Genomic DNA, 25,852 nt, shown 5'->3' with positions numbered 1-25,852 from the left:
TCCCTGTAAAAATAATGCCATTACATCTGGCAACGTTGGTTACTCAGTAGACGGGTAAGGCCAACTTTCTGTTCAGCTTTCTCGCTATCGAGCTGATAGTTGACGGTGCAGCGTCCGTCGCTGCCGCTGCCCCAGATGACAAGCAGTTTGCCGCTATCAACGACACCGCGAACATAAGCCATACCGGCCTGCCCGACGGTCCCGATAGATTCACCTTTTTCGTTTTGCACATCCGCGCCGAGCGGGATAAAGCCGTTATCGGTACGTTGTAACTCCAGCAGCAGTGAACGCCCTTCATCGGTTTCGAAATCCACCCGTACCACGGCGCCGCTGCGCGGAATTACCACGGAGCTGGTATTTTTCACCTCGACGTCGTGTTCCATTTTGTCGATATTGATGCCTACATTATTTTCTCGGTAAGCGGACAGATAAGGCTGGATGGCATAGCCAAAGCGGTTAATTTCGCCGTCGCCATTGGTTAAGCGCGCGCCTTTGGCCCCCGAAGCGTGAACCAGTGCCAGCGTGTCGGTATCGCCAATGCTGTTCGGCGCCAGCGTCAGGCCGCCGGAGTGCAGCAACATGCCGCCGCTGTAACTTAATGAATATTGACGGCTGTTATCGTCGGATGCGGAAGCCGACACGCTGAGTGGCCCCAGTGAGCTGTTGTAGCTACCGTAGCCGCCAACCTGGTTAATTGAGCCGCTGTCACTACGGCTGGCGCTGGTGTTAACGCTATAGTTAAAGCGATAGTCGTCAGTGTTACCGTTGGCGCTGGTGGCGAAGTTATTGTTCGACTTCAGATCACTGTTGACGCTCATGTTGACGGTGGAAAAACCGAGCGGCCTTTTGTTACGGCCGAACAGGTTTTCCAGCGGAATACTTAGACTTAAGTAAACGCTGTCGTCTTTATCACCGTATTCGTTATAGGTGCGCTGAACGGAAAGGCTGTAGCTGGCCCACGAGAAGGAATCGCTGTAGCCGATGCTGTATTGCGAGGTCGATGACGACTTGTTCCAGTAGTCCTCCCAACTCCCGTTGACATACAGGTTCCCGCTGCTGGAATCCCACAGAGAGACCGGCTGGCTAATATTGATTTGGAACTGGTTTTTCATGCGCTGGAAATTGCTGAACTCATTGTTTGCATCCGATCCGTTGTGCTTCACGTTATCGTTTAACGTAGCGGCATCGCGCAGCGACATGTAGTTTTCAGTCGAGAAACGGTAGGCGGCAATGTTGAAAGACGTTTGCGAATCTTCAATCAGCTTGCTCCAGGTGATGCGATAGCTCTGCCCGGTGAGGGTGTCCAGATCGTCGATCGATGTGTTTGAGTGCGTAATGTCAAAAGCGAAGGCACCCACTGGCGTATTGGTGGCGATACCCAGTAAGCCAGCGTAATAGCCGACGTCCATGTACTGAGCACCGGTGTAAACGGTGAAGGTATTATTCAGGCCGTAGTAGCCGCTGGCGTAGCCCAGTCGAGGCTTCTCTTTTAAGCCATTGTCGTGCAGTTCGCCTGCGCCAACGTCCCAGCGACCATAGCCAGGACGCAGCATCTGCGTGACGGAGGAGTAGGGCACCGAGAAGGTGCGCACGCTGCCGTCGGCTTCTTCAATAGAAACATCCAGATTGCTGCCATAGCCGGTGGTACTGAGATCGTTGATAGCGAAGGGGCCGGGCGGCACCGTGGTTTCATAAATTTTACTGCCGCTTTGCTTAATCGTGACCTTGGCGTTGCTTTTTGCCACGCCGCGAATTTCCGGGGCGAAGGTTGACGCCCCGCCGGGGAGCATACGGTCATCGTTATAAAAGCGAACGCCGCGCAGGCTGAAGGAATCAAAGGCATCACCGCGGGTAAAGGAGTCGCCAACCAGAAACTGCGAGCGCAATGCCGTGATATCACGCTGTAGATAAATATCCTGGCTAGAGTATTCGCTGCCGTTGTCTTTGTCCCAGTTCGCGTTACCTCTGGCACGCAGATGCCATGCGCCAAAATTGGCACCGTATTTTAATCCGGCATAGGCCGAGTCAGAGCTGCTACCGCTGTTTTCCGAATGCCAGCTGTTGAGATCATAAGAAAACATTGCCACCGGAATACCATCCTGCCATAACGAAGGATCGACGTATCCGTTAGGGTTTTTGAGGACGTAAATCTGCGGCATGGAGAGTGACAGTTCCTGAGTGCCGATATCATAATTCCATGAGGACTGCGGGAACTGTTTGGCAAGATCGACACATTCAGCAGACTCGAGATCCATCCCTGCTGTTTTGACGCCAATTTGCGTCAATAACTTGCTAGTGAAGCAGGGCGTAGCGCGTGGCGTGCCATTATCGTTGAAGGTAAAATCGCCCAGCAATTTACGCTGACCATTCAGCAGGATCTGCGTTTTATAGGTACCCGGTGGGACTGGGTTGCCTTTTGAATAACGACTTACGTCGATGTTTGAGCCAGTATTGAAGAGAAATTGATCGTTAAATTCAACATCATCCGCTAAAACTGGAGATGCTTCTTCTGCCATTACTGGAGACTGGAGTGCAATATAAATAGCTGTACACAATAATGATCGACGAAAAAGCATAGTTCCCTTATCTCTTCTGGATGCTGATATCCTTCAGCGCGGTAATTAATTAATGCTGGCCTGGTGCTTCTCTATCCCACCGAAATCATTAATTGCGGCATATTCTATTTTTCCACCTGATATATTAGGCGTGTTTTTTAGCGGAATAACTTCACTTGATAGCGGTGAGATCGTATGGGAATCGACATTTATTTTCTTACCGCTTGCCGTAATAGTGGCGCTTGCCATCGATACGTAATAAGGACTGCTATTATTGGCAACCAGTGTTCCGCCCTGCTGTGACCATTTCAGATTTCCCGCCGCGGTGGCCGGATCGCCCTGTAAACCGTCCGGGCGAAAAAACATCTTAATACGAGTACGGAACGCGAGCTGCAGGACGTTCTGGGCATTGGCGTCTTTTGCCTTTGGTGGAACTTCCAGCACGTTAAACCAGAACAGAGATTCCCGATCCTGAGGCAGGGCCTGCCCGGTCCACGTAATACGGACGGTCTGGCCTTTTGACGGATCAACGCGCGAGACCGGTGGCGTGACGATAAACGGTAATTTCAGCTCTTGTGGATTAACCGTATCACGACCGTCGTCCAGCCAGGACTGCACCAGCAGCGGTTTGTTGCCACGGTTTTCCATCTTGACGGTAACGTCTTTGGATGACTGTGTATACACCACGCGAGTGCCGGAGATAACGATGTCCGCACTGGCGCTAAATGTGCTTAACGCAGCGCTGGCGCATACCAGAGCAGCGAGGGTAAATTGGGTGTAACGATGCATATATGCTCCCTGCGATGCGCCTGCGGAAAAGGCAGGCGCATAATCCAACTACGGCGTGATTACTCGTAGGACATAGTAAAGGTAGCGTTGCTGCTGACTTTACCGGCGGTGATATCAGTCGTCCCTTTCACCCAGTCTGCGCTTGGAACGTAAGCCACGCGGTAAGCCAGTACGCCAACACCTTCGTCCAGCGTTGCTGTCTGAGTGTTGTTCGCCGGCAGGCCAACCTCGATGCGGTCAGTGTTGCTGGAACCGTTGTTATACAGCGCCAGGCTTACGTTATCGGCATGTCCAGAAACGCTCGGATCGGTTTTCAGGGTACCGTTAGACAGTTCAGCGAACTGCTGAGAGGTGAAGGTGGCTGACGCTTTGGTCAGCGTTGTCGGGCAACCGCTCAGATGCAGTTCGAACTCTTTGGAACCAACGCCGCCAGTATCAGTGGTCGCCCCTTCAACTTCGCTGACTTTTACCACTGGCATGGTGATGGTGACGTTGTTGGCGTCAACACCGTTGTTAGTGGTGATGGTGCAGGTGGTGTCAGTAACGGCACCATCAAAAGTGATCAGACCTACATCATCTGCGAATGCAGATGCTGAACCCAGTGCGAAAACAATTGCTGCCGCAGCAATGCTCAACTTATTCATTTGTTAACATCCATATAAAATAAAATATTCCCGGCAATAAATGGAGGGAGCCTAAAGAATTTTAGGTCTGGGGATTCTATTCTTGAAAGGACTGTAGGGGGAATTAAGAATTGTTGATAATGAATGTAGAATTGAACGTTTGAATGGCTTAGGTGAATATGTTAAAATCAAAAATAAGTTTTACAGGATTAATTAATAAAATATAATATATTTTGTGATGTTTATTTTTCTGCGTTTTTATATATTTTGTGAATAATAGCCCTGAAAAATATTTCAAGGCTATTATATTATCAGGCAACCTGTACCGGAATCGCTTTCGCAGTACGTTTCATTTCGTTATCGCCTTCGAAGTAGGCAACTTTCGGGCGCCAGGTTCGCGCTTCTTCATCAGACATCGTCACGAAGCTGGCGATAATCACGATGTCGCCAACTTCAGCGCAATGCGCCGCAGCACCGTTCACGGAGATGATCTTCGAGCCGCGTTCAGCCGCAATGGCATACGTAGAGAAACGTTTACCGTTGGTCACGTTCCAGATATCAATCGCTTCGTTTTCCAGAATACCGGAAGCATCGAGGAAGTCCTGGTCAATAGCGCAGGAGCCTTCGTAATGCAGGTCCGCCTGCGTGACCTTCACGCGGTGAAGCTTGCCTTGCAGCATGGTGCGAATCATAACGTCTATACCCTGTCGTTTACCTTGGCAAAGCAGGCAAAAACGACCTGCTTTGAGAAATTTTTAGGCAGTATTGCCCGATTTTTAGCCCCTGTCTACTGGGCTAATGTAACGCTTTGATTGTCGATGAGACGCGCCTGGCCCAGCCATGCAGCGACCAGAATTACTGCACGTTTACTGGTTTCGCTTAGCGCCAGCAAAGTATCGGCATCGCGAATCTGAATGTCATCGGCACGGAAGCCTTTTTCGTTCAGCTCCTGCTCGGCAATGGCAATGATCTCTTCCTGATCGCGCTCACCGGCCTGTAATTTTTCCCCAATCCGGCTCATCACTTTGTACAAGCCTGGGGCGATTTTACGCTGCTCAGCCGTCAGGTAGCCGTTGCGTGAGCTGAGGGCCAAACCGTCTTTGGCGCGAATAATCGGCACACCGACGATCTCAATGTCGTAACCCAGATCGGCCACCATTTTGCGAATTAGCGCCAGCTGCTGAAAGTCTTTCTCGCCAAAGCAGGCGATATCAGGCTGGATCAGGTTGAACAGCTTGCTAACGATGGTGGCAACACCGCGGAAGTGACCTGGACGACTTGCACCTTCCAGCATGGTGGAGAGGCCGGGAACATCAACGAAAGTGTGGCCTTCCAGACCCTGAGGGTAGATTTCTTCTACGGCTGGAGCAAAGACGTAATCGACTTTACGTTTGTTCAGCTTTTCGCAATCTTCTTGCAGCGTACGCGGGTAGCGCACCAGATCGTCCGGGCGGTCAAACTGCATCGGGTTAACGAAAATGCTGGCGATCACTACATCCGCTCGAGCCCGGGCTTCATCGACCAGCTTCATATGACCATCGTGCAGGTTGCCCATGGTGGGAACTAACGCGACGCGCTTACCTTCCTGACGCAGACGACGAACGTGCTGGCGCAGCAGCGGTAGGGTTTCAATAATTAGCACACCTTGACTCCTTAATGGAAACTGTGTTCTTCACCCGGGTAAACGCCGGATTCAACCTCGGTAATATACTGCCGCACCGCGGCGCGCATGTCGCCCGCTTCATTGAGGAAATTTTTGGCAAATTTCGGAATATGACCGCCGGTAATACCAAACGCATCATGCATCACCAGGATCTGACCGTCGGTGACATTGCCTGCGCCGATGCCGATGACCGGGATGGACAGCGCTTCGGTTACGCGTTTTGCCAGCTCAACCGGAACACACTCCAGCACCAGCAGCTGCGCACCTGCGGCTTCTAATGCCAGCGCATCGTCGAGCAGCGTTTGGCCCGCATCGCCACGGCCCTGCACTTTATAACCGCCAAAGATATTCACCGACTGGGGTGTTAAGCCCAGATGACCGCACACCGGGACCGCACGTTCGGTCAGCATTTTCACCGTATCAACCAGCCACGCGCCACCTTCAATCTTGACCATGTTTGCGCCAGCGCGCATCACCACCGCCGCGTTAGCAAAGGCTTGCTCCGGTGTGGCGTAGGCCATGAACGGTAGATCGGCAAGTAGCAGGCAGTTTGGTGCACCGCGACGCACTGCCCGGGTGTGATAGGCGATGTCTTCAACGGTGACTGGCAGGGTGGAATCGTGCCCTTGTATTGTCATTCCCAGTGAGTCGCCGACCAGCATCACATTGATGCCTTCGTCGGCAAAGAGTTTAGCGAAGCTGTAGTCGTAGGCCGTAATCGTCGCGAAGCGCTTTTTCTCTTGCTTGCATTTTTGCAGCAAGGAAATGGTCGTCGGTTTCATAACATTTCCTGAGTGTGAAAGTCATATTTACCGGCATTCTAGCAGTCACATTCAGGGGGGCAATGGTTTTAAGCAACCGTTTGGCGCGAAAGCAGTAAACGCTAAAGGGGAGGGGAAGATTTACCAGTGGGCAGGTTTTGCTGCGCCAAGGAGGGTGAGGTGCTGATGCAGGCGGGTACCGTCCGGGAAAGTCAGTTCCGGCGCGATTTCAAACAGTGGCCACAGCATAAAGCCCCGGTTTTTCATATCGTAATGCGGAACGGTCAGACGGTCGGTATTAATCACGTCGTTGCCAAACAACATGATGTCGAGATCCAACGTGCGCGGACCCCAGCGTTCGGCTTTCCGTACTCGCCCTTGCTGCAACTCGATACGCTGCGTGTGGTTGAGCAGCTCTTCAGGCGCGAGCGTGGTTTCCAGCGCAACGGCGGCGTTCAGGTAATCAGGTTGATCCTGAGGACCCAATGGTGGCGTGCGGTAGAAGGAGGATACGGCGACGATCCGGCTGTCCGGGATTTCTCCCAGCGCCTGTACGGCAGCATTAACCTGTTCCAGCGGAGAGGCTAAATTGCTGCCGAGTGCGATATATACCCGTCGTCTTTCTAGCTGCATCTGTGTTGGCTTTCCTCGCTCATCCCTGTCACGTACTGATGTACGCTCCTGGGCATTTGCTGTGTCGCCGTCTTGATGCAACCCGAAATCCGTTGGGTATACGCGATGGGTCACGCACTTCCCTCGCGGCGCGGCGCACGTTTACGCGGACGACGATGGCGACGGCGTGCGTCTGGCTCTTCATCCAGCTCGTTCAGCATGCCTTTTTGCTCTGGTGGCGCGGAAACCTGGAATTCGCCCCACCACTGCGCCAGACGCTGCAGTTCGGCGTTGTTTTCCACTTCGGCACGCAGCGCCAGTAAATCGTAGGCTGCGCGGAATTTCGGATGCTCCATCAGCTTCCAGGCGCGTTTTCCCTGACGACGGGACATGCGTAACTGAAGCTGCCAGATATCGCGGGTGAGCGATGTCAGGCGTTTAGGAATCGCCAGCGAGCGGCACGCTTCGTCCAGCACGTCGTTCATCGCCAGCGCGAAAGCGTCGTAGTAGGCCAGACCGCTTTCCTGAGCAATTTTCTGCGCGGCTTCCAGCAGCGGGTACCAGAACATGGCGGCAAACAGGAACGCCGGATTGACACGCATATCGTTGTGGATACGGGTATCGGTGTTCTTCAGTACCTGGGCAATAATGCGTTCCATTGCGCTGTCACCTTCTTCGGTGAAATAGCGGGTAATGGTCGGGAACAGCGGCTGGAACAGGCTGTACTCACGCAGTTTCTTATAAGTTTCGTAGCCGTAGCCCGCCTGTAACAGTTTGAGAGCTTCTTCAAACAGGCGTGCCGGCGGAATATCGTTCAGCAAGGTTGCCAGACGCGGGATCGGCTCGGCGGTTTCCGGGCTGATACGCATGTCGAGTTTTGCTGCAAAGCGGACGGCGCGTAGCATACGCACGGGATCTTCACGATAGCGAGTTTCAGGATTACCGATCAGGCGAATGACGCCGTCTTCCAGATCCTGCATCCCGCCGACGTAATCGCGAACGGTAAAATCCGCTACGCTATAGTAAAGGCTGTTAATGGTGAAATCGCGGCGTTGCGCATCTTCTTCGATGGAACCGAAGATGTTGTCACGCAGCAGCATACCATTTTGACCGCGCTGTGAGGTTGCACGGTCGGCTTCGCTGCCTTCATGGTGTCCGCGAAAGGTTGCCACTTCGATAATTTCCGGGCCAAACATCACATGGGCCAGACGGAAACGACGTCCTACCAGACGGCAGTTACGGAACAGTTTCCGAACCTGATCGGGGGTCGCGTTGGTCGTGACATCAAAGTCTTTCGGCTTTTTGCCCAGCAAAAGATCGCGTACGCCCCCGCCGACCAGCCATGCCTCGTATCCAGCCTTATTAAGCCTGTACATTACCTTCAGGGCATTTTCACTGATATCTTTGCGGGAGATAGAGTGCTGCTCACGCGGGATTACCGTCATATGTGGACGGGCGACGGCAAGCTCGGCCTCGCGCTCCTCGCGGCTTAGCACCTTGCGGCAAAAATTAGCGACTCAGGTAAAAATAGTACACCTCGGTAGTGTCAAACTTTAGTCAGAACAAGTGTTGCTGTGTAAAAATAGCGGCTAATCATAGCTCAGCAAGAGGCATTTGAGAATGCCGGATTTACATTCACTGAACCCGGCACCGTCGTAAGCACCCAATTTTGCACCGCAGTATGCAGTAATTCTTCCACGCTTAGCGCTTGCCACGGTATTGCTATGTCTTGTCCGAGGAAGCGCAACGCGTCGATGAGAACAGGGCGCGGATCGCCTTGCGGCAGGGCAGGCGCATGATTCTGCTTAGAAAGTTTAGCCCCGTGTTCATTGAGCGCCAGCGGGAGATGAATATAGTCCGGTACCGGCCAGCCAAACTGCTGATACAGCGAAATTTGGCGCACTGTGGGCTCGATAAGATCCGCGCCACGCACGATTTCCGTCACGCCCTGAAAATGGTCATCAACCACCACCGCCAGGTTATAGGCAAACAGCCCATCGCGTCGGTGGATGACAAAATCTTCCCGAGCAAGCTGAGGGTTGGCCTGAATCTCGCCGCGCAGTCGGTCGTTAAACTGCATGACCGGGTGGCGTTGCTTGATACGCACCGCCGCGTGCTCCGGTCCGTGGCGTAATGTGCGACAGTGACCGTCATAAATGCCGCCAATACTCTGAATGCGGGCACGGGTGCAGGTGCAGTAATAGCTCAGATCCTGCTTTTGTAACCAGGCCAGCGCTTCACGGTACGCGTCATGGCGCTGAGATTGCCACAGTACTTCGCCATCCCAGTGCAGTCCGTAATGTTCCAGCTGACGCAGAATCGTATCTGCAGCACCGGGAACTTCACGAGGGGGATCGATATCTTCAATGCGCACCCACCAGATCCCGTGCTGTGCGCGAGCCTGTAGGTAGCTGCCGAGAGCGGCAATCAATGAACCAAAATGCAGTTCGCCGGAAGGGGATGGGGCGAAACGGCCAATATAGCGTTTGTCAGTCATGTCGGTGGATAGCATAAAAGAAGAAGGCGGGAGAAACTCCCGCCTGTAGTCAACGTGGTACAAATGACGGGATTAACCTGCCATCTGTTTTTCGCGAATCTCAGCCAGCGTTTTGCAGTCGATGCACAGATCGGCTGTCGGACGCGCTTCCAGACGGCGAATACCAATTTCTACGCCGCATGATTCGCAGTAGCCGAAATCTTCGTCTTCTACTTTCTTCAGCGTCTTCTCGATCTTTTTGATCAGTTTGCGCTCACGGTCACGGTTACGCAGCTCAAGGCTGAACTCTTCTTCCTGTGCGGCACGGTCAACCGGATCGGGGAAGTTAGCTGCTTCATCCTGCATATGAGTCACAGTGCGATCGACTTCATCCCTGAGTTGATTACGCCATGCTTCAAGAATACGCCTGAAGTGCGACAGCTGGGCTTCGTTCATATACTCTTCGCCCGGTTTCTCCTGGTACGGCTCCACCCCAGCGATGGCGAGAATACTCAGGGACGATGTTTTACGGTTTTGCCCTTCTTGCATGTTGCTTCTCCTTAACACGCACTATCGATCCCCATGTTCGGGGGAAAAATCAGGTCGCTATAAATAGCAGATGCTTTTCCGGATAGCAATTATCTAAACGTTACACTTGACAACCCTGTGAGGAAAAGCGTATTTGCGCACGCGGCCAGAATACTAATTAACCCGTTTGTATACGCCATTACAACGTAATGGCTAATGGCTCTTTAAGAGTCATGCCGTGGGCAGAAAGTTCCGCTTTATATACCAGAATTTCTACCCCCTTAAGCCGTGCTTCGACTAATAATTGCGCATATTTTGCATCGATATGGCGCGCGGGTGAAAAATGTGTAATGGCTGAATGCAGCACTGCGAAAAATATCACCGCTCGCTTGCCTTCGGCCGCTACGCTCATCAATTCCCGAAGGTGTTTCTGACCTCGTTCAGTGATGGCATCGGGAAAATAACCCTGATTTTTTTCCGCCAACGTGACTGATTTCACTTCAATATAGCAGTCAGGGCGGGAATCCGCCTGTAACAAAAAATCAATGCGGCTGCCTTCGGCGCCGTATTTTACTTCACTTTTCAATATGCTGTAGTTCGAAAGTTCTGAAATTAACGCATTCTGAATAGCTTCTTTCGTTAATCTGTTAGCCCACAGGGTGTTAACACAAATAAACGCACCGGATTGGGTTTGCGTTAATTCCCAGGTATGCGGGTATTTCCGTTTAGTATTTTCTGATGTTGAATACCAGACGGTGTCACCCGGTGTGGCGCAACCGGTCATCGCGCCGGTATTCGGGCAGTGTAGCGTTAAGGTTGTACCGTCGGGTGTGATCACATCCGCTAAAAAACGCTTGTAGCGCTGAATTAAAGTCGCGCGCTGAAGTGGCGGAGAAAATTCCATGGAAATGTCCTTTTATTTTTCGCCAAGCGTCCAGCGCTGTAGTGGCGTGTAGCGTGTGCGACCGCGTGCAAATGAAGAGGCGTAAAGCGCAAACTCGGTGACCGGAAATGACCAGCAAAAACCCGGCGGCGGGATCGTGACCGCATGGCCGGCATCGCGCAACAGTGTGATATGCGGATGAAACGGCTGTGGGCTTTGGTAACACCCGCTGCGCGCGGCCTGCGCCCGCAGCATACTCGCCAATTGCAACAGCCCGCGTGGCGGCTGGCGCATTCCTAGCCAGACCACGCGTGAGCGCAGCCATTGTCCGGCGTCATCCAGTGTTAGCGTAAAACCCGGCTGGCGAATACGCCCGGCCAGTTGTGACAGCGCCTGCTGCTTCTCAGCGCTGACCTCGCCTAAAAAGGCCAGTGTCAGGTGCAGATTGTCAGCCGCGACGGGGCGACCCGCTTCAGGCGGGAACTGTGCGGCTCGCCAGTGGATAAGCTGCTCCCGAACCTCGGCTGGCAATTCAATGGCAAAGAACAGCCTTTTTGGCTCAGACATGATGGATACTCGGTTATGAATTAACGCGATGCTACAATGCAGCGCGAAGAATGTTAACCCTCTGGAGCCATTTGTGACGACGTTGCCCGTTGCCGCCGTAGTGCCTGAACTGCTTACCGCCCTTGATACCTCACCGCAGGTTCTGCTGACCGCACCGACCGGCGCCGGGAAATCGACCTGGCTGCCGTTGCAGCTTCTTGCGCACAATGGCATTCAGGGGCGGATTATTCTGCTGGAGCCGCGTCGTCTGGCGGCCCGCAACGTGGCGCAGCGTCTGGCCGAGTTGCTGAACGAAAAGCCCGGTGAGACCGTGGGCTACCGCATGCGTGCTCAACACTGCGTTGGACCGCATACCCGGCTCGAAGTGGTAACAGAAGGTGTGCTCACGCGCATGATCCAACGCGATCCCGAGCTAAACGGCGTTGGCCTTGTGATCCTCGACGAATTTCATGAGCGCAGCTTGCAGGCTGACCTGGCGCTGGCGCTATTGCTGGATGTACAGCAAGGGCTGCGGGATGATTTAAAACTGCTGATCATGTCGGCAACGCTGGATAACGGGCGTCTGCAGCAGCTGTTGCCCGATGCGCCGACGATTGTCTCTGAAGGCCGCGCCTTTCCCGTAGAACGACGCTATCAGCCGCTGGCGGCGCATCAGCGCTTTGATGAAGCCGTGGCGGTGGCAACGGCGGAGCTATTGCGCCAGGAAAGCGGCTCGTTGCTGCTTTTTTTACCGGGCGTGGGGGAGATTCAGCGAGTGCAGGAACAGCTGACCTCGCGCGTAGGCAATGATGTTCTGCTTTGCCCGCTATACGGTGCGTTATCGCTTACCGAACAGCGTCAGGCGATTTTGCCCGCACCGCCAGGCTCGCGCAAAGTGGTGCTGGCCACCAATATTGCCGAGACCAGTTTAACTATCGAAGGTATCCGGCTGGTGGTGGACTGTGCGCAGGAGCGCGTGGCGCGTTACGACCCGCGCACCGGTTTGACGCGCCTGATTACCCAGCGTATTAGCCAGGCGTCGATGACCCAGCGAGCCGGGCGAGCAGGCCGTCTGGAACCCGGTATTTGCCTGCATCTGCTGGCGAAAGAGCAGGCCGAAAGAGCGGCGGCGCAGGGCGAGCCGGAGATGCTGCAAAGCGACTTGTCCGGCTTGCTAATGGAATTGCTGCAATGGGGATGCACTGACCCAGCGCAGTTAAGCTGGCTGGATAGGCCGCCGACGGCCAATTTGCAGGCGGCAAAACGGCTGCTGCACATGCTGGGCGCACTTGAGGGCGACAGGCTCAGTGCGGCGGGGCAGAAAATGGCTGCGCTCGGCAACGATCCGCGTCTGGCGGCGATGCTGGTCCGTGGCACAGATGACAACGAAGCGGCAACGGCAGCAAAACTGGCGGCGATTCTCGAAGAGCCCCCGCGCGGTGGCAGTACCGATCTGACGGTGGCGTTTTCACGCAATCAGCCGAATTGGCAGCAGCGTAGCCAGCAATTGCTGAAGCGCCTGAACATTCGAGGTGGGCAGCCTGATAGCGCGCTGATCGCCCCGTTACTGGCTTCGGCTTTCGCCGATCGCATTGCCCGACGTCGTGGTCAGGAGGGGCGGTATCAGCTGGCTAACGGGATGGGGGCGATGCTGGATGCCGACGACGCATCAGGGCGTCATGAATGGATTATTGCGCCTTTATTGCTGCAAGGCAGCGCCTCACCGGATGCGCGTATTTTGCTGGCCCTGCCGCTGGATATCGATGCGCTGATACAATCATCTCCTGAGTTGCTGCAGCAGTCCGACACTATTGAATGGGATGAAAATCAGGGGACACTAAAGGCATTGCGCCGCACGCAGGTAGGTCAGTTGACGCTAAAAGTGCAGCCGCTGGCCAAACCCTCGGAAGAGGAACTGCATCAGGCGATGCTGAATGGTATTCGCGATAAAGGGCTAAGTGTGCTCAACTGGACGCCGGAAGCAGAGCAGTTCCGACTGCGTCTGCAATGTGCGGCAAAATGGCTACCGGAATACGACTGGCCTGCCATGGACGACGCGTCGTTGCTGGCGACGCTGGAGAGTTGGCTGCTGCCGCATATGAGCGGTGTGCACGCTTTACGCGCGCTTAAAGCAGTAAATGTGGGCCAGGCATTGCGCGGATTACTGGACTGGTCAATGCTGCAACGTCTGGATAGTGAATTGCCCACACATTACACTGTGCCGACGGGAAGCCGGATAGCCATTCGCTATCACGAGGATAATCCACCGGCGCTGGCGGTCAGGATGCAGGAAATGTTTGGCGAGGCCAATACGCCGACCCTCGCGCAGGGGCGCGTCCCGCTGGTGCTGGAACTGCTCTCCCCGGCGCAGCGACCGCTGCAAATCACCCGTGATTTGAGCGCGTTCTGGCAGGGGGCGTACCGTGAGGTGCAAAAAGAGATGAAAGGGCGTTATCCCAAACATGTCTGGCCGGACGACCCGGCGAATACCGCGCCGACGCGGCGCACCAAAAAGTATTCATGAGTTGTAGTGGTAGGCCTGATAAGCGAAGCGCCATCAGGCAAAAAAATTGAGAGATTTCTTCTTCTGTCGCTTGACGGAAGAACAGAGAATCAGGTCTTTGCGCCTGAATGTTGCGGAGAAAAAGCATGGCGGGGAATGACCGCGAGCCAATTGGACGTAAAGGGAAACCGACGCGTCCGGCGAAACAAAAGGTGAGCCGTCGTCAGCTCAGAGATGATGAGTATGACGACGATTATGATGATGACTATGAGGATGAAGAACCGATGCCGCGTAAAGGTAAAGGCAAAGGGCGTAAGCCTCGTGGTAAACGCGGCTGGTTCTGGCTGCTGGTAAAACTGTCGATTGTCTTTTTGGTGCTGATTGCCATTTACGGCGTCTATCTGGATCAAAAAATCCGTAGCCGTATTGATGGCAAAGTCTGGCAGCTGCCTGCGGCCGTGTATGGCCGGATGGTTAACCTCGAGCCAGAAATGCCCATCGGCAAAAAAGAGATGGTGAAGCTGCTGGAGGCTACGCAGTATCGTCAGGTCTCGAAGATGACGCGGCCCGGTGAGTTTACCGTGCAGGCGAACAGCATTGAGATGATCCGTCGTCCGTTTGACTTCCCGGACAGTAAAGAAGGGCAGGTGCGTGCGCGTCTGACCTTTGACGGCGATCATCTGGACACCATCGAGAATCTGGATAACAACCGTCAGTTCGGTTTCTTCCGTCTCGATCCACGCCTGATCACCATGCTCTCTTCGGCAAATGGCGAGCAGCGTCTGTTCGTGGCGCGTAGCGGTTTCCCGGATCTGCTGGTGGACACGCTGCTGGCAACCGAAGATCGTCATTTCTACGAGCATGACGGCATTAGCTTGTATTCCATTGGTCGTGCGGTGCTGGCGAACCTGACGGCAGGTCGCACGGTGCAGGGCGCCAGTACGCTGACCCAGCAGCTGGTGAAAAACCTGTTCCTCTCCAGCGAACGTTCTTACTGGCGTAAAGCCAACGAAGCGTACATGGCCGTGCTGATGGATGCCCGTTACAGCAAGGACAGGATCCTTGAGCTGTACATGAACGAAGTCTATCTCGGCCAGAGCGGCGACAACGAGATCCGCGGCTTCCCGCTGGCGAGCCTGTATTACTTTGGCCGTCCGGTTGAAGAGTTGAGCCTCGATCAGCAGGCGCTGTTGGTGGGGATGGTGAAAGGGGCGTCGATCTACAACCCGTGGCGTAACCCGAAACTGGCGCTGGAGCGACGTAACCTGGTGCTGCGTCTTCTGCAACAGCAGCAGATTATCGACCAGGAACTGTATGAAATGCTGAGCGCGCGTCCGCTAGGCGTGCAGCCGCGCGGTGGGGTGATCTCTCCACAGCCCGCGTTTATGCAGATGGTGCGTCAGGAGCTACAGGCGAAGCTGGGCGACAAAGTTAAAGATCTTTCCGGCGTGAAGATTTTCACCACCTTTGATTCCGTGGCGCAGGACGCCGCAGAAAAAGCGGCGGTGGAAGGCATTCCGGTGCTGAAGAAACAGCGTAAGCTGAGCGATCTGGAAACGGCGATTGTGGTAGTGGACCGCTTTAGTGGTGAGGTTCGCGCCATGGTCGGTGGGTCGGAGCCGCAGTTCGCAGGCTACAACCGTGCTATGCAGGCGCGTCGTTCAATTGGTTCTCTGGCGAAGCCCGCGACCTATCTGACCGCCCTGAGCCAGCCGAAGCTGTACCGCCTCAATACCTGGATTGCCGATGCGCCGATTGCGCTGCGTCAGCCAAACGGTCAGGTGTGGTCCCCGCAGAACGATGACCGTCGCTACAGCGAAAGCGGTAAAGTGATGCTGGTGGATGCGTTAACCCGTTCCATGAACGTGCCGACGGTCAATCTGGGCATGGCGCTGGGGCTGCCAGCTGTCACCGAGACCTGGGAAAAACTGGGCGCGCCGAAAGATCAGCTGCACCCGGTGCCAGCTATGCTGCTGGGGGCATTGAACCTGACGCCAATTGAAGTGGCGCAGGCGTTCCAGACCATCGCCAGCGGCGGTAACCGCGCGCCGTTATCAGCGTTGCGCTCGGTAATTGCCGAAGACGGTACGGTGTTGTATCAAAGCTTCCCGCAGGCCGAACGCGCTGTGCCAGCACAGGCGGCGTACATGACGCTGTGGACCATGCAGCAGGTAGTGCAACGCGGTACCGGCCGTCAGCTTGGCGCGAAGTATCCGGGGCTGCATCTGGCGGGGAAAACCGGGACCACCAACAACAACGTTGATACCTGGTTCGCTGGTATTGACGGCAGTCAGGTGACCATTACCTGGGTGGGTCGCGATAACAACCAGCCTACCAAGTTGTACGGTGCGAGCGGGGCGATGTCGATTTACCAGCGCTATCTGGCAAACCAGACGCCAACGCCGTTAACGCTGACGCCGCCGGAAGATATTGTCGACATGGGCGTGGATTACGACGGCAACTTCGTGTGCAGCGGCGGGATGCGTACGCTCCCGGTGTGGACCAGCGATCCGGATTCGCTGTGTCAGCAAGGTGAGATGCTGCAACAGTCTGGCAATCCGTTTGATCAGTCAACGCCGCCGCAGCAGCCTCAACAGCAGCAACAGCAACAACCGCCGCAGCAAGAGAAGAAAGACGGCGACGGTGTCGCAGGCTGGATCAAAGATATGTTTGGCAGTAACTAATCTCTCCCAAAACCCGCTTCGGCGGGTTTTTCTTTTCTCATCCCAGACTCCGACCAAACAACATTTCAGCGTAATTCATTAACCCTTTCTTTTCATCTGGTTATTTCTTGACCCCTCAGTTTTAGTAGGGATGTGTATCGCTTGCTATCTCGCCAGCGTTTCGAATATTATGCTGCCGTTATAATAATAATTCTCGTTTACGTTATCATTCACTTTCATCAGAGATATACCAATGGCGCGTTATAAAACTGCTCAGCCAAATTCCTCGCTGCGTAAAATGGCAGTGCTGGTAGCCACAGCGGTTAGCGGCATGTCTGTCTATGCACAGGCGGCGGTTGAACCAAAAGAAGAAACCATCACTGTCACCGCAGCACCCGCCGCACAAGAAAGCGCATGGGGACCTGCTCCGACCATCGCTGCCAAGCGTTCCGCCACGGCAACCAAGACTGATACGCCTATCGAAAAAACCCCGCAGTCTGTTTCGGTCGTGACCAACGAAGAGATGCAAATGCATCAATTCCAGTCAGTGAAAGAAGCACTGGGCTATACGCCAGGTGTTACTGTTAACAGTCGTGGTGCATCTAACACCTATGATTTTGTTATTATCCGTGGGTTCTCTTCCGTCGGTCTGAGCCAGAATAACTATCTGGATGGACTGAAATTGCAGGGTAACTTCTACAACGATGCGGTTATTGATCCTTACATGCTTGAGCGTGTTGAGTTGATGCGTGGCCCAACGTCTGTACTCTACGGTAAGAGCAACCCTGGTGGCATTATCTCTATGGTCAGCAAGCGCCCGACCACCGAGCCACTAAAAGAAATTCAGTTCAAAATGGGGTCGGACAATTTGTTCCAGACCGGTTTTGACTTTAGCGATGCGCTGGATGACAACGGTGAGTTTTCCTACCGTTTAACCGGGCTGGCGCGCTCAACAAACGAGCAGCAGAAAGGGTCCGAATCGCAGCGTTACACGATCGCTCCGTCCTTCTCCTGGCGTCCGGATGACAAAACCAACTTTACGTTCCTGTCCTATTTCCAGAACGAACCAGAAACGGGTTACTACGGTTGGTTACCGAAAGAAGGTACCGTTGAGCCTCTGCCAAATGGCAAGCGTTTGCCGACCGATTTCAATGAAGGTGCTTCAAACAACACCTATTCCCGCAATCAGAAAATGGTGGGATACAGCTTCGAGCATGGCTTTAACGATACCTTCACCGTTCGCCAGAACCTGCGCTTTACTGAAATGAAGACGTCGCAGCAGAGTGTGTACGGTACCGGGATTGCTTCCGATGGACATACATTGAACCGTGGGACGGTCGTGGATGATGAGCGCCTGCAAAACTTCAGTGTCGATACACAACTGGAAAGCAAATTCGCAACTGGTGCTGTTGAACACACGTTGTTAACCGGTGTTGATTTCATGCGCATGCGTAATGATATCAATGCTGCTTTTGGTAGTGCGCCACCGATTGATCTTAACGGCAACTACGACCCTGAGTATTTTGCATTCGGTGATACCGAACCTTATCAGATGAATGAAACCAAACAGACCGGTATCTACGTTCAGGATCAGGCTGAGTGGAATAAGTGGGTGTTTACCCTCGGTGGTCGCTACGACTGGTCTCAGCAAGCCACAACGATACGTCAGAACTCTTATACGCCAACAGAAGGATACATTGAGCGTAATGATCATCAGTTCACCTGGCGCGGCGGTGTAAACTATCTGTTTGATAATGGTATTACGCCGTATATCAGCTACAGCCAGTCGTTTGAACCGAGTTCATTTGACCTGTGGAGCGTTCCACGCGTTTCTTACGAGCCTTCGAAAGGCGAGCAGTATGAAGCCGGGATTAAGTATGTACCGAAAGATCTGCCGATTGTCGTAACCGGGGCGGTTTATCAGCTGACGAAAACCAATAACCTTACTGCCGATCCTAATAATCCGCTGGCTCAGGTTCCTGCAGGTGAAATTCGCGCGCGTGGTGTTGAACTGGAAGCCAAAGCGGCACTTACCGCAAATATCAATATGACGGCTTCTTACACCTATACAGATGCGGAATACACGAAAGACACCAAGCTTAAGGGGAATACGCCTGAGCAAGTGCCAGAACAAATGGCTTCTCTGTGGGGAGATTACACCTTCTATGAAGGTCCGTTATCTGGCTTGACCCTGGGCACCGGCGGCCGCTTTATTGGCTCCAGCTACGGCGATCCAGCAAACACCTTTAAAGTGGGTAGCGCAGCAGTTATGGATGCTGTTGTAAAATACGATTTAGCACGTTTCGGTATGGCTGGCTCTAGCATTGCGGTTAACGTTAACAACTTGCTTGACCGTGAATATGTCGCCAGTTGCTTCCAGACCTATGGCTGCTTCTGGGGCGCGGAACGTCAGGTCGTTGCAACTGCAACCTTCCGTTTCTAATTTCTCTTTGGGCACGCTTTGCGTGCCCGTTTTACAAGTTGGCCGCTATGCAGGAAAACAGATCCCATCCCGACACCACTTTTGCGTTAGGTAACGTCTCCTTTCGTGTGCCTGGCCGCACGCTTTTACATCCCCTCTCGTTAACGTTTCCCGTGGGAAAAGTGACCGGTCTTATCGGTCATAACGGCTCCGGTAAATCAACCTTATTGAAAATGCTCGGACGTCATCAGCCGCCTTCAGACGGCGAAATCCTGCTCGACGAGCAACCGCTGGAGAGCTGGAACAGTAAAGCATTTGCCCGTAAGGTCGCCTATTTACCGCAACAGTTGCCGCAGGCGGAAGGGATGACGGTGCGTGAACTGGTGGCGATTGGTCGCTATCCGTGGCACGGCGCGTTGGGACGCTTTGGCGTGGCTGACAGAGAAAAAGTGGAAGAGGCGATCACGCTTGTGGGGTTAAAGCCGCTGGCGCATCGACTGGTTGATAGCCTGTCAGGCGGCGAGCGTCAGCGCGCGTGGATCGCCATGCTGGTGGCGCAGGACAGTCGCTGCCTGCTGCTTGACGAACCGACTTCGGCGCTGGATATCGCGCATCAGGTTGATGTACTGGCGCTGGTGCACCGCTTAAGCCAGCAGCGCGGACTGACGGTGATCGCCGTACTGCATGATATCAATATGGCGGCCCGTTACTGCGATTATCTGGTGGCGCTACGCGGTGGCGAAATGATTGCTCAGGGAACGCCCGCGGAGCTGATGCGCAGTGAAACCCTGGAACTGATTTATGGCATCCCGATGGGCATTTTGCCGCATCCGGGCGGTGCCGCACCCGTGAGTTTTGTCTATTAATGGTCGGATTACATCATATCACCCGTCGACGTTTATTAACGGCGATGGCGCTGTCACCGCTGCTCTGGCAGATGAATTCGGCGCATGCGGCGGCGGTTGATCCAAAACGTATTGTGGCACTGGAATGGTTGCCGGTAGAACTGTTGCTGGCGCTGGGAATCACTCCCTATGGCGTAGCCGATGTTCCTAACTACAGGCTGTGGGTCAATCAACCCCCGTTGCCGGACTCGGTGATTGACGTCGGGTTACGCACAGAACCCAATCTCGAACTGCTGACCGAAATGAAACCCTCGTTTATGGTCTGGTCGGCAGGCTATGGCCCCGCGCCAGAAAAACTGGCGCGCATTGCGCCGGGTCGCGGATTTAGCTTCAGCGACGGCAAAAAACCGCTGGCGGTCGCTCGCCAGTCGTTGCAGGAGATGGCGCAACTGCTGAATCTGCAAACGGCTGCTGAACGTCATCTGGCGCAATACGATACCGTGATTGCCAGCCTGAAACCGCGCTTTATTCACCGCGGCGCGCGTCCCGTGCTCCTGACATCCCTGCTTGATTCGCGGCATATGCTGGTATTTGGCCCGAACAGTTTGTTCCAGGACGTGCTGGACGAATACGGGATCCCTAACGCCTGGCAGGGAGAAACCAACTTCTGGGGCAGCACTGCCGTGGGGATTGACCGGCTTGCCGCGTATAAAGATGTTGATGTGCTGTGCTTCGATCATGGTAACGATAAAGAAATGGACGCGCTGATGTCCACGCCGCTGTGGCAGGCGATGCCGTTTGTTCGCGCCGGTCGCTTTCAGCGGGTACCCGCGGTCTGGTTTTATGGCGCCACGCTGTCGGCGATGCATTTTGCCCGCATTCTGGACACTGCGCTGGGAGGCAAAGCGTGAGCAGGAAACTTGAAATGCCGGATGGCGACGCTAAAAGCGCCTTATCCGGCCTACGGTTCGGGCGCGTTGTTGGCTGGATAAGACGAAGCCGCCATCCGGCATTGCTGCTGGTGGCGCTGTTTATTGTTGCGATCTGGCTGACCTGGATTAACTTCTCCATTGCCCTGCCGCGTGACCAGTGGCAGCAGGCTATCTGGTCACCGAATATCGACGCCATCGAACAGATGGTTTTCCATTACAGCCTGCTGCCACGACTGGCGATTGCGTTACTGGTCGGTGCCGGATTGGGCCTGGTTGGCGTGCTGTTTCAGCAGGTGTTACGTAACCCGCTGGCGGAGCCGACCACGCTGGGTGTGGCAACCGGTGCGCAGCTGGGCATTACGGTCACCACGCTGTGGGCCATTCCCGGCGCGTTGACCACGCAATTCGCAGCGCTGGCCGGGGCGTGTATCGTCGGGGCGCTGGTGTTTGGCGTTGCCTGGGGCAAGCGTTTGTCACCTGTGACGCTGATCCTTGCTGGTCTGGTGGTCAGCCTGTACTGCGGTGCGATTAACCAGCTGATGGTCCTCTTCCATCACGATCAGCTGCAAAGCATGTTTATGTGGAGCAGCGGGACGCTCACCCAAACCGACTGGAACGGCGTGCAGCGTCTGTGGCCACAGCTGCTGGGTGGCGTGATGCTGACCCTGCTGTTACTGCGTCCAATGACGCTGATGGGGCTGGATGACGGGGTAGCGCGTAATCTCGGGCTGGCGCTGTCGCTGGCGCGTTTGGCGGCGTTAACGCTGGCGATTGTGCTCAGTGCCTTGCTGGTTAACGCGGTGGGGATTATCGGCTTTATCGGCCTGTTTGCCCCGCTGCTGGCGAAAATGCTCGGCGCACGGCGTTTGCTGGCGCGCCTGATGCTGGCCCCGCTGATTGGGGCCCTGATCCTCTGGCTTTCCGATCAAATTATTCTGTGGTTGATCCGCGTGTGGATGGAAGTCTCCACCGGTTCGGTGACCGCGTTGATTGGTGCGCCGCTGCTGCTGTGGCTGCTGCCGCGCCTGCGCAGCATGAGCGCGCCGGATATGAATGCCAATAACCACGTGGCAGCAGAACGTCAGAACGTGCTGATGTTCGCGCTGGCGGGTGGGGCGATATTGCTACTGACTGCCGTCGTGGCGCTCTCGTTTGGTCGTGATGCCCACGGTTGGACCTGGGCCAGCGGCGCAATGCTGGATGAACTGATGCCCTGGCGCTGGCCGCGTATTCTGGCGGCGATGATTGCCGGGGTGATGCTGGCGGTAGCGGGCTGTATTATTCAGCGCCTGACCGGTAACCCGATGGCTAGTCCGGAAGTCCTTGGGATTAGCTCCGGTGCCGCGTTTGGCGTGGTGTTGATGCTGTTCCTCGTACCGGGTGATGCGTTTGGCTGGCTGCTGCCCGCCGGAAGTCTCGGGGCGGCGGTAACGCTGCTGATTATTATGATTGCCGCCGGGCGCGGCGGCTTCTCGCCGCAACGCATGCTGCTGGCGGGGATGGCGCTCAGCACCGCGTTCACGATGCTGCTGATGATGTTGCAGGCCAGCGGCGATCCGCGGATGGCAAGCGTGCTGACCTGGATCTCCGGCTCGACCTACAACGCCACTGGCGAACAGGTGCTACGGACCGGGATCGTGATGGTGATTCTGCTGGCGGTTACGCCGCTGTGCCGTCGCTGGTTAACGATTTTACCGCTGGGCGGAGAAACTGCGCGGGCGGTGGGTATCGCATTGACGCCGTCGCGCGTGGCGTTACTGATGTTGGCTGCGGGTCTGACGGCGACAGCCACCATGACCATCGGGCCGCTGAGCTTTGTTGGGCTTATGGCGCCGCATATTGCGCGGATGTTAGGTTTCCGGCGCACGATGCCGCATATGGTCATCTCGGCGCTGGCGGGAGGCGTGTTGCTGGTGTTTGCCGACTGGTGCGGGCGAATGGTGCTGTTTCCGTATCAGATCCCGGCGGGATTACTGTCGACGTTTATTGGTGCGCCGTACTTTATCTATTTGTTGAGAAAGCAGAGTCGCTGAGTTTGCCGGATGGTGGCCTATGGACGGACCCCTTTCATGTAGGCCGGATAAGACGCTTTGCGTCGCCATCCGGCAATAAAAAAGCCGGGTGGCGGCTTCGCCTTACCCGGCCTACGTTGTTTCTGGACGTTCTCTTTTACAGCTTCGCAAACACCCGGCGCGCGGCGTCGACAGTGTTATTGATATCTTCCATGCTGTGCGCTACGGACATAAAGCCCGCTTCAAACGCGGACGGTGCCAGATAAACACCTTCATCCAGCATCATGTGGAAGAAGCGCTTGAAGCGCTCAACGTCACATGCCATCACGTCCTGATAGCAGGTCACGGTTTCGGCATCGGTGAAGAAAATCCCGAACATCCCGCCCACATGGTTCACCACCAGCGGAATATTGGCTTCCTGAGCGGCTTCCAGCAGACCTTCTGCCAGACGCGTGGTGAGGTCATCTAAGGTCTCATGAATTCCCGGCTGAGCAACTTCGTTCAGACAGGCGAATCCTGCTGCCATGGCTATCGGGTTACCGGACAGCGTTCCCGCCTGGTAAACCGGGCCGGTTGGCGCCAGTGCGTCCATCACATCACGACGCCCGCCGAATGCACCAACAGGCATGCCACCACCGATGATTTTGCCCAGACAGGTCAGGTCAGGCACTACGCCGTAGTAATCCTGCGCGCCAGCCAGCGCGACGCGGAAACCGGTCATCACTTCGTCGATGATAAACAGCGCACCGAACTCGTCGCACAGTGCGCGCAGGCCAGGCAGGAATTCCGGCAGCGGCGGGATGCAGTTCATGTTGCCCGCAACCGGTTCAACGATAATACAGGCAATGTCCTGCGGATACTGCTCGAATGCTGCCCGTACCGAGGAGAGATCGTTATAGGTACAGGTCAGGGTGTGCTTGGCAAAATCTGCCGGAACGCCCGGTGAGTTCGGCTGGCCCAGCGTCAGCGCACCGGAACCTGCTTTTACCAGCAAGCAGTCGGCATGACCGTGATAGCAGCCTTCAAATTTGATGATTTTATCGCGCCCGGTGAAGCCACGCGCCAAACGGATGGCGCTCATCGTCGCTTCGGTACCGGAGTTGACCATGCGCACCATGTCCATGGTGGGCACAAGCTCGGTAACCAGCGCCGCCATTTTGACTTCCATCTCGGTCGGTGCACCAAAGCTCAGACCGCGCTCGGCGGCTTCGATCACTGCATTGCGGATCGCCGGGTGGTTATGACCCAGCACCATCGGGCCCCAGGATCCGACGTAATCGATGTAGGCTTTACCATCGACGTCATACAGATACGCGCCATCTGCTTTTTCGATAAACAGCGGAGTACCACCCACGCCGGTAAAGGCGCGAACAGGGGAGTTAACGCCGCCGGGGATCAGTTCGCGTGCTGCGCTGTAGAGGTTCTCAGACTTACTCATGGATGGGGTCCTGGTTCGTAGAAAAAGTGAATGCGGGCTATTCTAGTTATTCAGTGAAGGTTATGAAAGTTTTGTGCATTGGAAACAATACGATTTGCAGGGGATTTTCACAAAATGAGCGAGTAGAATGCCGACTCCGTATTTGTATTACCAATTAATGATCATCCGATGAAAACAGACTCTCCCTCTTTTGAAGCACAGCAAATTGTGCGGTTACGGCGCAGGGATCAGATCCGTCGACTCCTTGATCGGGACAAAACACCGCTCGCGATCCTCTTTATGGCGGCCGTGGTTGGCACCGTGACCGGGCTGGTGGGCGTGGCGTTTGAGAAATCTGTCACCTGGGTACAGAACCTGCGCATTGGCGCACTGGTACAGGTTGCCGATCATGCCATTCTGGTATGGCCGCTGGCCTTTATTCTCTCGGCGCTGCTGGCCATGGTGGGCTATTTTCTGGTGCGTAAATTTGCACCCGAGGCCGGTGGTTCGGGGATCCCTGAGATTGAAGGCGCGCTGGAAGAGCTGCGCCCGGTGCGCTGGTGGCGTGTATTGCCGGTAAAATTTGTCGGCGGCATGGGGACGTTGGGGGCCGGTATGGTGCTCGGTCGTGAAGGGCCGACGGTGCAAATTGGCGGTAACATCGGGCGCATGGTGCTGGATGTCTTTCGTATGCGCAGCGCCGAAGCGCGGCATACCCTGCTGGCAACCGGTGCGGCTGCCGGTCTTTCGGCGGCGTTTAATGCGCCGCTGGCCGGCATCCTGTTCATTCTGGAAGAGATGCGTCCGCAGTTTCGCTATAACCTTGTGTCGATCAAAGCCGTGTTTACCGGCGTTATCATGTCGAGCATTGTGTTTCGTATTTTCAACGGCGAGGCCCCGATTATCGAAGTTGGGAAGCTCTCCAATGCGCCGGTGAATACCCTGTGGCTGTATCTGATACTCGGGATTATTTTTGGCTGTGTCGGACCGTTGTTCAATACCCTGGTGTTACGCACTCAGGATATGTTTCAGCGGTTCCACGGTGGTGACATTAAAAAATGGGTGCTGATGGGCGGGGCGATCGGCGGCCTGTGTGGGATCCTGGGCTTAATTAAACCGGAAGCCGCAGGCGGTGGGTTCAACCTGATCCCAATCGCCGCCGCGGGCAATTTCAGCGTCGGTATCCTGCTGTTTATTTTTATTGCCCGGGTTATCACCACGCTGCTGTGCTTCTCATCCGGTGCGCCGGGCGGGATTTTTGCCCCGATGCTGGCGCTGGGGACACTGCTCGGTACCGCGTTCGGCATGGCGGCCGCGGCCTCATTTCCGCAGTATCATCTGGAGGCTGGGACGTTTGCCATTGCCGGAATGGGGGCGTTGTTGGCGGCGTCGGTACGTGCGCCACTCACCGGCATCGTGCTGGTGCTGGAGATGACCGATAACTATCAGCTCATTTTGCCAATGATTATTACCTGTCTTGGCGCAACACTATTAGCCCAATTTATGGGCGGAAAGCCGCTATACTCGACTATCCTTGCCCGTACGCTGGCAAAACAGGAAGCGGAGCAGGCGGCGAAAAGCCAGAGTACAGCCGCTGGCGAGAATACTTGAACGAAATACCA

The 25,852-nt window shown here is 55.1% G+C and carries 19 protein-coding genes and 1 pseudogene; 7 read left to right on the top strand and 13 right to left on the bottom strand.

Annotation, left to right across the window (positions count from 1 at the left end; translation table 11 throughout):
* Positions 1 to 20: 20 nt before the first annotated feature.
* From FDW88_RS02935 to thpR, 12 genes and pseudogenes are all read right to left on the bottom strand, one after another.
* Positions 21 to 2,576, bottom strand: a complete 2,556-nt coding sequence (locus FDW88_RS02935; protein WP_137361989.1) for an outer membrane usher protein — start codon at positions 2,574 to 2,576, stop codon at positions 21 to 23.
* 45 nt (positions 2,577 to 2,621) lie between these two features.
* A complete protein-coding gene (locus tag FDW88_RS02930; protein ID WP_137361988.1) occupies positions 2,622 to 3,344 on the bottom strand; it encodes a fimbrial chaperone in 723 nt (240 codons plus the stop codon).
* Between the two features lie 59 nt (positions 3,345 to 3,403).
* Entirely contained in the window at positions 3,404 to 3,988 is a 585-nt protein-coding gene (locus FDW88_RS02925) for a fimbrial protein (protein ID WP_137361987.1), read from the bottom strand.
* A 290-nt stretch (positions 3,989 to 4,278) separates the two neighbouring features.
* A complete protein-coding gene (gene panD, locus FDW88_RS02920) occupies positions 4,279 to 4,659 on the bottom strand; it encodes an aspartate 1-decarboxylase (protein WP_023178331.1) in 381 nt (126 codons plus the stop codon).
* 95 nt (positions 4,660 to 4,754) lie between these two features.
* Positions 4,755 to 5,609, bottom strand: coding sequence for a pantoate--beta-alanine ligase (panC, locus tag FDW88_RS02915; RefSeq protein ID WP_115259425.1), 855 nt, complete (start codon positions 5,607 to 5,609; stop codon positions 4,755 to 4,757).
* Between the two features lie 11 nt (positions 5,610 to 5,620).
* Positions 5,621 to 6,412, bottom strand: a complete 792-nt coding sequence (panB, locus tag FDW88_RS02910) for a 3-methyl-2-oxobutanoate hydroxymethyltransferase (RefSeq protein ID WP_137361986.1) — start codon at positions 6,410 to 6,412, stop codon at positions 5,621 to 5,623.
* Positions 6,413 to 6,532: 120 nt separating this feature from the next.
* A complete protein-coding gene (gene folK / locus FDW88_RS02905) occupies positions 6,533 to 7,024 on the bottom strand; it encodes a 2-amino-4-hydroxy-6-hydroxymethyldihydropteridine diphosphokinase (protein WP_137361985.1) in 492 nt (163 codons plus the stop codon).
* Between the two features lie 110 nt (positions 7,025 to 7,134).
* Positions 7,135 to 8,520, bottom strand: a pseudogene (gene pcnB, locus FDW88_RS02900) (polynucleotide adenylyltransferase PcnB); the annotation flags it as partial.
* An 83-nt stretch (positions 8,521 to 8,603) separates the two neighbouring features.
* Complete coding sequence (gene gluQRS, locus FDW88_RS02895; RefSeq protein WP_115259993.1) at positions 8,604 to 9,500, bottom strand: tRNA glutamyl-Q(34) synthetase GluQRS; 897 nt, start codon at positions 9,498 to 9,500, stop codon at positions 8,604 to 8,606.
* Between the two features lie 72 nt (positions 9,501 to 9,572).
* A complete protein-coding gene (gene dksA / locus FDW88_RS02890; RefSeq protein ID WP_003829221.1) occupies positions 9,573 to 10,028 on the bottom strand; it encodes an RNA polymerase-binding protein DksA in 456 nt (151 codons plus the stop codon).
* Positions 10,029 to 10,206: 178 nt separating this feature from the next.
* Positions 10,207 to 10,911 (bottom strand): DNA/RNA nuclease SfsA, encoded by a 705-nt coding sequence (gene sfsA / locus FDW88_RS02885; RefSeq protein WP_117342293.1) that lies wholly within the window; start codon positions 10,909 to 10,911, stop codon positions 10,207 to 10,209.
* A gap of 12 nt (positions 10,912 to 10,923) precedes the next feature.
* Entirely contained in the window at positions 10,924 to 11,457 is a 534-nt protein-coding gene (gene thpR, locus FDW88_RS02880) for an RNA 2',3'-cyclic phosphodiesterase (protein WP_096758260.1), read from the bottom strand.
* A gap of 73 nt (positions 11,458 to 11,530) precedes the next feature.
* On the opposite strand from thpR, the gene hrpB reads away from it, so the two are divergent.
* From hrpB to fhuB, 6 genes are all read left to right on the top strand, one after another.
* Positions 11,531 to 13,960, top strand: coding sequence for an ATP-dependent helicase HrpB (gene hrpB, locus FDW88_RS02875; protein ID WP_170974150.1), 2,430 nt, complete (start codon positions 11,531 to 11,533; stop codon positions 13,958 to 13,960).
* A 125-nt stretch (positions 13,961 to 14,085) separates the two neighbouring features.
* A complete protein-coding gene (mrcB, locus tag FDW88_RS02870; protein ID WP_115259419.1) occupies positions 14,086 to 16,623 on the top strand; it encodes a bifunctional glycosyl transferase/transpeptidase in 2,538 nt (845 codons plus the stop codon).
* A gap of 232 nt (positions 16,624 to 16,855) precedes the next feature.
* Entirely contained in the window at positions 16,856 to 19,045 is a 2,190-nt protein-coding gene (gene fhuA, locus FDW88_RS02865; RefSeq protein ID WP_137361983.1) for a ferrichrome porin FhuA, read from the top strand.
* A gap of 47 nt (positions 19,046 to 19,092) precedes the next feature.
* A complete protein-coding gene (gene fhuC, locus FDW88_RS02860) occupies positions 19,093 to 19,890 on the top strand; it encodes a Fe3+-hydroxamate ABC transporter ATP-binding protein FhuC (protein WP_137361982.1) in 798 nt (265 codons plus the stop codon).
* Entirely contained in the window at positions 19,890 to 20,780 is an 891-nt protein-coding gene (fhuD, locus tag FDW88_RS02855; protein ID WP_137361981.1) for a Fe(3+)-hydroxamate ABC transporter substrate-binding protein FhuD, read from the top strand. Before fhuC ends, fhuD begins: the two co-directional genes overlap by 1 nt.
* 14 nt (positions 20,781 to 20,794) lie before the next feature.
* Positions 20,795 to 22,834 carry a Fe(3+)-hydroxamate ABC transporter permease FhuB gene (gene fhuB, locus FDW88_RS02850; protein WP_137362058.1) on the top strand — a complete coding sequence of 680 codons (2,040 nt, stop codon included), beginning with the start codon at positions 20,795 to 20,797 and terminating at the stop codon, positions 22,832 to 22,834.
* A 136-nt stretch (positions 22,835 to 22,970) separates the two neighbouring features.
* Here the strand turns inward: fhuB and hemL are convergent, their stop codons facing one another.
* Complete coding sequence (hemL, locus tag FDW88_RS02845; protein ID WP_096758253.1) at positions 22,971 to 24,251, bottom strand: glutamate-1-semialdehyde 2,1-aminomutase; 1,281 nt, start codon at positions 24,249 to 24,251, stop codon at positions 22,971 to 22,973.
* Between the two features lie 168 nt (positions 24,252 to 24,419).
* On the opposite strand from hemL, the gene clcA reads away from it, so the two are divergent.
* Complete coding sequence (clcA, locus tag FDW88_RS02840) at positions 24,420 to 25,841, top strand: H(+)/Cl(-) exchange transporter ClcA (protein ID WP_115259415.1); 1,422 nt, start codon at positions 24,420 to 24,422, stop codon at positions 25,839 to 25,841.
* Positions 25,842 to 25,852 lie beyond the last annotated feature (11 nt).

It is taken from the genome of Citrobacter sp. wls829, from assembly GCF_005280825.1.
GTDB lineage: Bacteria > Pseudomonadota > Gammaproteobacteria > Enterobacterales > Enterobacteriaceae > Citrobacter > Citrobacter gillenii.
Note: the sequence above shows the minus strand (reverse complement) of the source record. Positions and strands in the feature narration are given on the sequence as shown.